Source organism: Yersinia sp. LJYL362 (assembly GCF_048323875.1).
Window position 1 is genome coordinate 1 of the sequence record NZ_JBLWEX010000023.1, and the last position, 8,629, is coordinate 8,629.

Below are 8,629 nucleotides of genomic sequence, written 5' to 3' on the forward strand. Positions count from 1 at the left end.
TTGTGTTGATTGCCATTTATACCGGCAGCCAACTGGCTTACCAAGGCGCGGTTATCCAGATGATTGCCCACGGCCTGTCAGCCGCCGGTATGTTCATCATCTGCGGCCAGCTGTATGAGCGCCTGCATACACGTGATATGCGCCAAATGGGTGGCCTGTGGGGTCGAATCAAATACTTGCCTGCGCTATCGCTGTTCTTCGCGGTGGCAACATTGGGGATGCCGGGTACCGGTAACTTCGTGGGCGAATTCATGATCCTGTTCGGCAGCTTCCAGGTGGTTCCGGTGATTACCGTGATATCCACTTTTGGGCTGGTTTTTGCTTCGGTTTACTCGCTGATTATGATGCAGCGTGCTTATTACGGCGCGCCAAAATCTGAAGAAGCATTACCGGGCATGAGTGCAAGGGAACTGTCCATCATCCTGCTGTTAGTGGTGTTGTTAGTATTGCTGGGGGTTTATCCGCAGCCAATTCTCGACACATCTCATGCTGCGATGAGTAATGTACAGCAGTGGTTCAATGCTTCATCTATTATTCCAACAACAAGGCCGTAATTCGCCATGACAATAACTCCTCAACAACTGATCGCAATGCTACCGCTGTTGATCGTCGGATTGACGGTGGTGGTTGTGATGCTGTCCATTGCGTGGCGACGCGATCATTTTATCAACGCCACTCTCACGGTTATCGGGCTTAACCTGGCGCTGCTGTCACTCTACTTTGTCGGTCAGGTCGGGCCGATGGATGTCACACCGCTGATGCGGGTTGATGGCTACGCGATGTTCTACACTGGGCTGGTGATTGTTGCCAGTCTGGCGACCAGCACCTTTGCTTATCCGTGGCTCAATGGCTATCCGGATAACCGCGAAGAGTTCTACCTGCTGGTGCTGATTGCGACTATGGGCGGTATTTTGCTCGCTAGCGCCAATCATCTGGCATCGCTGTTCCTGGGTATCGAGCTGATTTCCTTGCCGCTGTTTGGTTTGATCGGCTATGCCTATCGGCAGAAGCGCTCACTGGAAGCCAGCATCAAGTACATGCTGCTGTCTGCGGCGGCATCGTCATTCCTGCTGTTTGGTATGGCGCTGTTGTATGCGGAATCTGGTAGTTTGTCATTCGCCGGTCTGGGCAAAAGCCTGAGTGACTCCATGATTCACCAACCGCTGATCCTGGCCGGTCTGGGGATGATGATTGTTGGTCTTGGCTTTAAGTTATCGCTGGTGCCGTTCCAACTGTGGACGCCGGATGTGTATCAGGGCGCACCTGCCCCGGTATCTACTTTCCTGGCGACCGCCAGTAAGATTGCCATCTTTGCGGTGGTAATGCGCTTGTTCCTGTACGCGCCAGCCGCTGACAGTGAAGCGGTGCGTTTAGTGCTCTCGCTGATTGCTGTGGCCTCGATTCTGTTTGGTAACCTGATGGCTATCAGCCAGACCAACATCAAGCGTCTGCTGGGTTATTCCTCTATCGCGCACCTTGGCTATTTGCTAATTGCGTTGGTGGCAGTGCAAACCCATCAACTGGCATTGGAGACCGTCGGCGTCTATCTGGCTGGTTACCTGTTCAGTAGCTTGGGGGCTTTCGGTGTGGTCAGCTTGATGTCCAGCCCGTACAAAGGCCCGGATGCGGAATCACTGTTCTCCTACCGTGGGTTGTTCTGGCATAAGCCCATTCTCTCTGCGGTGATGACAGTGATGATGTTGTCACTGGCCGGTATCCCAATGACCTTGGGCTTTATCGGTAAGTTCTTTGTCGTGGCAATGGGTGTGAGTGCCAACCTGTGGTGGTTGACCGGTGCCGTGGTATTGGGCAGTGCCATCGGCCTGTATTACTATCTACGCGTGACTGTCAGCTTGTATCTGAGTGCGCCGGAAACCCTGGTTCGTGATACACCAAGCAACTGGGCATTGACTGCCGGTGGTGTGGTGGTGCTGATTTCCGCGATTTTGGTACTGGTGCTGGGTATCTATCCGCAACCGCTGATTTCGCTGGTTCAGTTGGCGCAACCGCTAATGTAATTCGGTGTTAAATCGGCAATACCAACCCCCTGTCAGCAACCCTGGCAGGGGGTTTTGTTTTTTTACTCTGCGCTGAAATTAAGATTATTTAAGGTGGAGGTGGGGTAAATAGTGGATAGGGTTTTAAATTAAGATTAAATAAAATACAACCTTTATAACAGCACCTAGGTGAAATATTCATCATGGTCAATATACTATTAAGGTGATATTTATGGGGTTAGTGAGTTATGTTTCTCGAGGTATTCATGCTGCCAAAGAATTAATTAATCATGATCCTAACGATAAGTCTTTTTTAAAGGCAACGCCGGAAGTATTTAGTGAGAATGAAGGCGTTGTAATTAACAATCTAATTAGTTGTTTAAATAAGGAAGAAAAAGACAAAACTGTCAGTGATAAACTTTCCGTTCCAATAGAAATAGATAAAATGGTGAATAAAAGCAAAGAACACCTTGATTTTTTTCTTTTAAAAGCACAAAAAGAGGAAGGTTCATGTAGTTATCTTATTGAACGGGCATGTTTTAATCAGTATAAAATTGAATTTAAAAACGAGCATGAAGCGAAAGAACATTTGTCTTATTATGCAATAAAAACAATCACTAATGATATATTGAAAAAAATAAACCCTAAAATTGATTCATCTAATAACTTATTAAATACAAAAGGAGACGTTAGCCATAAAGCTAAAGAGTATTTACCACCACACATGTGTAAAGGTCTAGTAATAAGATTGATTAATGCTGAGATGAATAATTTGACAAATGTAAAAAATAAATTATGTGCTGATATCTCTGATAAACCCTATGATAGTATGGCACTTATCTTGGCTGACTATATAAATAACCATGCCAGCTACACTGTTGGGCCTGAGAAGTTTAGTGATCTATTAATGGCATATTATGATTACAACGCGGGGAAGTTTGATTTTCCTTCGGCAGCACAGTTAAAAGAAATCGGCGATAAAGCCGTAAAAAAATTTGAATTTGTAAAATTATATTCTCTGAATATGTTAGAAGATTTATTGAAACAATCTGACGGTACGCGTGATTACTTATACATTGCAAATAGAGCTTAAGTGTGACTTTAATCACAAAATAAATGTATGTAATGTTGGTTATTAACTATTTTTGCGATCATTGTACATAAAAGGATATTGAATTCAGGTAAACTGCGCAACTTTCATGCAATACATTTTCTCTTTTAACGTTTTGCGCAGGTGAATACTGATGAACATTATTCTGATGATTGCCATTACCACCGGCATTCTCTCAGGTATCTGGGGTTGGGTTGCGGTCAGCCTGGGGCTTATTAGTTGGGCGGGTTTTTTGGGCTGTACTGCCTACTTTGCCTGCCCGCAAGGTGGTTTGAAAGGGCTGCTTATCACCCTGCTAACCTGCGCGAGCGGGGTGTTTTGGGCGATGATGATTATTCAGGGCAGCGCCTTGCAACCGGAATGGGCCATCCTTGGCTATGTTCTGACGGGTCTTGTGGCGTTTCTGATGTGTATTCAGGCCTGTCAGCAGTGGTTATCCTTTGTCCCCGGCACCTTTATCGGTGCCTGTGCAACTTTTGCCGCTAATGGTAATTGGAAGCTGGTGATTGTTTCGCTGTTAGTCGGGGTGGTGTTCGGTTACGCGATGAAGAACAGCGGATTATGGTTAGCGGCGAAAAGGGAACGGCAAGGGAGCAGAGTTCCAGACGTTCTCGACAAGGCATAGATTGGGCTATGTGGCCCAGTTAGATTGTCAAAACGTGATAGTCACCGGGCTTGCGATTAAGCAATCAGCCAAGGGGCCATAATAAGCTAGCCCTTGGCTCCAACAATTAGATTAATTTGTCAGTTGGCATAACGACATCCATGAGAATAGAAAGTAATGTCTTTATTCTTTTTTATAAAGCGCGATTTTCTCTAAATTACAGCCCAGGTTTTTTACAAATACTCTGAAAATCTTGCAATGGGAGAGGTGTTGCCTGATCTGGACTGACTTTATACAATTCAAATACGCATATATCACCTTCAATGCGATTTCTAAATTCATATAATTCATCTTTTTCAGGGCGGATAGTGATTGTTTTTTGGCAGAGTCTTTGATCTGAGGTGTGGTAAGAGGCCCAAACAGTTGTTAGTTTTCCTGCATGAACATAAAACTCAGCCATATCAATAGGATATTTTCCTTTGGGGAGCTCAGTTTTTGTAAATCCTTTATCGATAAAAACAGGTTTACCTTCATAGGATTGACGGACATGAGGATAATAACCCTTCTCTGGCATTTTATACGGTTCATTGCAGTCATAACCCGACCAAATATGCGAGTCTTCTGTGAATCCAATGATGCGAACTTTGGCTGTATCACCACTGGTCACATCATTATAGATATTCACAACCGGGGTTGGTCTGGAACAACTTATTAGAAGTAAAACTGGCAGGGTCAGAAGTGTGGTTCTTATCAATCTCATGGTTAAAATCCATTCTCAGTAAATTTTGACTATATAACCTAATTAAAACTTAATGCTTTTTGCACGAAATTCTTGCAATAGTTTCTTACTGGCCAACCTTTGACCCGATCTTTGCCGTATTGCTGGAAGATTTCATCCTTATCCATAGATAGGGTTATTTTTAAATTATCAGGAATTTCTGCCGAACCGTAACCTGGAGAAATAAAATAATGTTTACCCGGTTCTGGCACAAACGATGCTGACAGGTAGGCGACCCTTGGACCCTGAGATAGACTTTGTTCCACCGCATAAAAACCACCCGGTTCTATCTTACTTTCTATTATATTCCCATCGGCGGCTAATATATTAGAATTCAGTTCATATCTTGTGTCCATCTGATAACAAGCATCAGCTTTAACATAATGGTATTTGGCAATATACGTTGTGCCAACATTGCCCTTATCATTTTGGATGTATATAGTGGCCGCATCAGCATTATTATAACCTTGGTAGTCAAGAGGAAGTAAATGGGAGCAGCCAGTTAAGAGAATTAGAGGGGTGGCAATGAATAAATTCCTTAATGACATTTTTAAAATCCTTATTATTTAGTTAAAGTTAAATATTTAAACCAATATTTAATTTGTTATTTTTGTTGTGGTTTGCCATTATTCTACGATTCATAAAATCTACAGGAAAAGTTAGCTATTTAAACTACGTCACAGCGTGTAGACTTTATTTATTGAAGTGTACTGCTAACAAAAACAAAATGTTAGCCGTATTCTAGCGGTAGACGACTATATTCGAGAAAAACAAGATATTGACGTTAAGTCATAATAAAGCGCTGAGTTATCAGGAAAAAATCGCAGGTTCGTCTCTTGTTTTATCGTACAAGCTTACTTTGGTCCGAAGAAGGAGTATTTAAGAGCGGATAATTGTGGCTGTTCGTCAGCCAGAATAATGATTGTGTGTATCTATCTTGCTTGCGGAAAAATCCATACGCGCGTGAGTGTGGGCAGTTTAGACGGCACTTGTAGTGAATCCAAAAACTTAGAGCTATTGGTTGATATTTATTCAGCAATCACTTAATCCTTGTTGCCCCAATTGGGCAGGAGGGCAGGCTGTCCCTTCTGCTCAATTGGTCGGTTGAGGCGCTCAAAGCTAAGTGAGCCGTGAAGTTATGACAACCAAATCTATTCACCAATCAATATCAACCGACCTTGATTATCGACCCATTCCTAAATCACAACAGATGATTCGCCACTTTAACTACTATTTTGCGCAGCGGTGCAACGTCGCCTAATGTTCCCATTGGACGGTGCAACTCACCTGGGAACAGCAAGGCGATATCACCCGGAGCCAGAGTCAATAAAGTTTCGGTGGTAATGCCTTCAAATAATCCGTAATCCCGTTCGGTATCAAAATCCATTGTAGGGCGCTGGCCCTGAGCTGATGGTGAAGCACCAATCACCTCACTGCCTTCCAGCAGAATATGAATATCAATGTAATAACGATGTAATTCAGGTGCTTGCTCATACAATGGTTTAGATGAGGCAATAATGTGATTGAGATAAATCTCACGGCCTTCAATGTCTAATTCACCGGCGGGTAAATTGGCTAAATCCATCTTGCTGATGGCGGCCAGTGTGCGGCGGATAGCATCTGGATAAAGTGGGTTATTCACCGCGCTTTTCAATTCATCAAGTATCATAACTATTCCTATATTTCTGCGTATGCATCATGCCGAGGATTTAAGCACAGTGACTGACGTTATTTTCCTGCTCCAGTGCGGTAATACAGTGTTTAACAACACCAGCAATGTCAGGAGATATATCAATTGGAATGATGTCCGGTTCGCGGGCATCAGGGACTTCCAGTGTCGCGAACTGGCTTTTTAACAGACTCTCCGGCATAAAATGCCCCGCCCGTTGCTGCATTCTGCGTAATACCAAATCGTAATCGCCCGTCAACCACAGAAAGCGAACTCCCTGATTACCCTCGCGCAGACGGTCACGATACTGTTTTTTCAGCGCTGAACAGACTAAAAAACCGACTTCATTTTTTTGTTGCAGGCTATATGCCACGTCACTTAGCCGTTCAAGCCACGGAGCGCGGTCACTATCATTAAGCGGCTGACCTGATGCCATCTTTTGGATGTTGGCGCGTGGGTGCAGATCATCGCCATCAATAAATTTGGCGTTAAGTGCCTGTGCCAGCGCTTGGCCCACACAGGATTTACCCGTGCCCGATACGCCCATAACAATAATGCATTTCCCAGACATAACTTTCCCCTGCTGCTTATCAGACTGCAACTAACATCCCGCCATCAACAAATAGCAGATGACCATTAACAAAGTCTGATGCTTTGGAAGAGAGATACACCGCGGCACCAATCAACTCTTCCGGATCCCCCCAGCGGGCAGCTGGTGTGCGTTTACACAGCCAATCGGTGAAAGCCTTATCGTCTACTAGTGCTTTTGTCATATCCGTTTTGAAATAACCTGGGGCAATACCATTGACCTGAATATTGTAACGGGCCAGTTCAACACACATCCCACGCGTCAACATTTTCACTGCACCTTTAGAGGCAGCATATGGCGTGATAGTGTCGCGGCCTAATTCGCTTTGCATTGAACAAATATTAATAATCTTTCCGCGTTGGCGTTTAACCATATAACGGGAAACTGCTTGTGAAACCAAGAATACGGATTTCTGATTTACCGCAATCACATCATCCCAATCTTTTTCTGGGAATTCGGTAAAGGCATGGCGGCGTTGAATACCGGCGTTGTTAATTAAAATATCAATGGCACCAATATTATTTTCTATTTGTGCAATAGCATCATTCACAGCATCATGGTCAGTGACATTAAATGCCGCGGCATAAGCAACAAAACCGCTGTCGCGTAATTCTGCAGCGGCTTTTTCTGCGCGTTCTGCGGTAATATCATTAACTATTATTTCTGCGCCAAATTCGGCAAGGCCTTTTGCTAATAAAAAACCAATGCCTTGAGCGGAACCCGTAATTAATACTTTGCGGTTTTCTAACGAAAATAAATTCTTCATAGTAATTCCTGATGGAAATGGCGCTTATTAATCGACATTATAAAATCAATATTATTGAATAATGGCTGTACGAAAACATGTGCCTATCAAACCGTTTTCCGCCTTGCCAAACTGTGATGCAGATCACTTTAATTCATGTTACGACAAGCTGTTACCACTTACGTGAGCGACATCGCCTTGGTGACGGTAAAAGAGGACTATTTGTATGGGCTTTGTTCTTCAATGGGGGGCGTAGTGGCTTAACTTATTGATAATAAAATAACTAAATAATAGGAAGCATGATTGTTATTGTATTTTAAATCAGTAACATGCTTTTCATTATCTCCTCTAACAGTGCATAATCACTTTTTACTCTAAATAATTCGAGTTGCAGGAAGGCGGCAAGGGAGAGAATCCCGATGAGCTTACTGTGTTGTAAGTGATTCGGGTTATTGAGTGCAGCCAACGCACATGCAGCTTGAAGTATGACGAGTATATTCTTCCCACACTCTTGTTCCAGGTATATGCCATGAAAAACCAGCGTGTTACGTTACAGGATATCGCGTTACTAGCAGGCGTGACTAAAATGACTGTCAGCCGCTACTTACGCACGCCGGAAAAAGTGGCTCCAGAAACCGGTGAGCGTATCGCTCAAGTGATGGCTGAAGTCAATTACAGTGCTGATTCAGAAGGGGAAACTAGCCTCAATCAAAAAAGCCCGAGAATCGGTATTTTGGTTCCCTCCTTTAATAACCAGATTTTCTCTGATTTACTGGCTGGTATCGAGTCGGTCACCGCCGCCAGCGGTTATCAAACACTGGTAGTCAACTATAACTACAATAAAGAACGTGAAGAAGAACAAATAGTTAATCTGCTTTCTTGCCAGATTTCCGGGCTGATACTGACTGATTCTGAACATACCTTACGTGCGGACAAATACCTGAATGCTTCAGAGCTTCCGGTTGCGCAGGTGATGGACCTGGAACCCCAGTTCAATCGTATTACGGTCGGTTTTAATAATTATCAGGCCGCTTACGATATGACGGCCACATTGCTGGCAAGTGGGAAGCAAAATGTTGTCTATTTCGGTTCAATGTCTGATGTGCGAGATCGTAAACGTTATCAAGGCTATAGCC

10 protein-coding genes are annotated in these 8,629 nt (G+C 43.9%); 5 read left to right on the forward strand and 5 right to left on the reverse strand.

What is annotated here, in order from left to right; all coding sequences use genetic code 11:
* The 4 genes from ACNSO8_RS00900 to ACNSO8_RS00915 form a co-directional block, all read left to right on the forward strand.
* On the forward strand, positions 1-554 hold a 554-nt coding region (locus ACNSO8_RS00900), incomplete at its 5' end, for a proton-conducting transporter membrane subunit (protein WP_418393554.1).
* Positions 555-560: 6 nt separating this feature from the next.
* Positions 561-2,018 (forward strand): NADH-quinone oxidoreductase subunit NuoN, encoded by a 1,458-nt coding sequence (gene nuoN / locus ACNSO8_RS00905; RefSeq protein WP_046050577.1) that lies wholly within the window; start codon positions 561-563, stop codon positions 2,016-2,018.
* 211 nt (positions 2,019-2,229) lie between these two features.
* Positions 2,230-3,090 carry a hypothetical protein gene (locus ACNSO8_RS00910; RefSeq protein WP_418393555.1) on the forward strand — a complete coding sequence of 287 codons (861 nt, stop codon included), beginning with the start codon at positions 2,230-2,232 and terminating at the stop codon, positions 3,088-3,090.
* A 151-nt stretch (positions 3,091-3,241) separates the two neighbouring features.
* On the forward strand, positions 3,242-3,733 hold the full coding sequence (locus ACNSO8_RS00915; protein ID WP_268215912.1) for a DUF1097 domain-containing protein: 492 nt from the start codon (positions 3,242-3,244) through the stop codon (positions 3,731-3,733).
* A gap of 196 nt (positions 3,734-3,929) precedes the next feature.
* Here the strand turns inward: ACNSO8_RS00915 and ACNSO8_RS00920 are convergent, their stop codons facing one another.
* The 5 genes from ACNSO8_RS00920 to idnO all read right to left on the reverse strand — a co-directional run bounded on the left by ACNSO8_RS00920 (position 3,930) and on the right by idnO (position 7,514).
* Positions 3,930-4,472 (reverse strand): hypothetical protein, encoded by a 543-nt coding sequence (locus tag ACNSO8_RS00920; RefSeq protein WP_418393556.1) that lies wholly within the window; start codon positions 4,470-4,472, stop codon positions 3,930-3,932.
* Between the two features lie 38 nt (positions 4,473-4,510).
* Positions 4,511-5,038 carry a hypothetical protein gene (locus ACNSO8_RS00925; RefSeq protein ID WP_019082025.1) on the reverse strand — a complete coding sequence of 176 codons (528 nt, stop codon included), beginning with the start codon at positions 5,036-5,038 and terminating at the stop codon, positions 4,511-4,513.
* A 653-nt stretch (positions 5,039-5,691) separates the two neighbouring features.
* Positions 5,692-6,159, reverse strand: coding sequence for a YhcH/YjgK/YiaL family protein (locus ACNSO8_RS00930; RefSeq protein WP_019082026.1), 468 nt, complete (start codon positions 6,157-6,159; stop codon positions 5,692-5,694).
* A 40-nt stretch (positions 6,160-6,199) separates the two neighbouring features.
* Positions 6,200-6,730, reverse strand: a complete 531-nt coding sequence (locus ACNSO8_RS00935) for a gluconokinase (RefSeq protein ID WP_019082027.1) — start codon at positions 6,728-6,730, stop codon at positions 6,200-6,202.
* 19 nt (positions 6,731-6,749) lie between these two features.
* On the reverse strand, positions 6,750-7,514 hold the full coding sequence (gene idnO / locus ACNSO8_RS00940) for a gluconate 5-dehydrogenase (RefSeq protein ID WP_019083539.1): 765 nt from the start codon (positions 7,512-7,514) through the stop codon (positions 6,750-6,752).
* A gap of 508 nt (positions 7,515-8,022) precedes the next feature.
* Between idnO and ACNSO8_RS00945 the strand changes: the two genes are divergently transcribed.
* Positions 8,023-8,629: LacI family DNA-binding transcriptional regulator (locus ACNSO8_RS00945; protein WP_418393557.1), on the forward strand; the 607-nt coding region annotated here is incomplete at its 3' end.

Coding starts and splice junctions, on each gene's coding strand:
- idnO (WP_019083539.1), bottom strand. CDS start 7,514: ATGAAGAATTTATTTTCGTTAGAAAACCGCAAAGTATTAATTACGGGT.
- ACNSO8_RS00925 (WP_019082025.1), bottom strand. CDS start 5,038: ATGTCATTAAGGAATTTATTCATTGCCACCCCTCTAATTCTCTTAACT.
- ACNSO8_RS00915 (WP_268215912.1), top strand. CDS start 3,242: ATGAACATTATTCTGATGATTGCCATTACCACCGGCATTCTCTCAGGT.
- ACNSO8_RS00935 (WP_019082027.1), bottom strand. CDS start 6,730: ATGTCTGGGAAATGCATTATTGTTATGGGCGTATCGGGCACGGGTAAA.
- ACNSO8_RS00920 (WP_418393556.1), bottom strand. CDS start 4,472: ATGAGATTGATAAGAACCACACTTCTGACCCTGCCAGTTTTACTTCTA.
- ACNSO8_RS00910 (WP_418393555.1), top strand. CDS start 2,230: ATGGGGTTAGTGAGTTATGTTTCTCGAGGTATTCATGCTGCCAAAGAA.
- ACNSO8_RS00930 (WP_019082026.1), bottom strand. CDS start 6,159: ATGATACTTGATGAATTGAAAAGCGCGGTGAATAACCCACTTTATCCA.
- nuoN (WP_046050577.1), top strand. CDS start 561: ATGACAATAACTCCTCAACAACTGATCGCAATGCTACCGCTGTTGATC.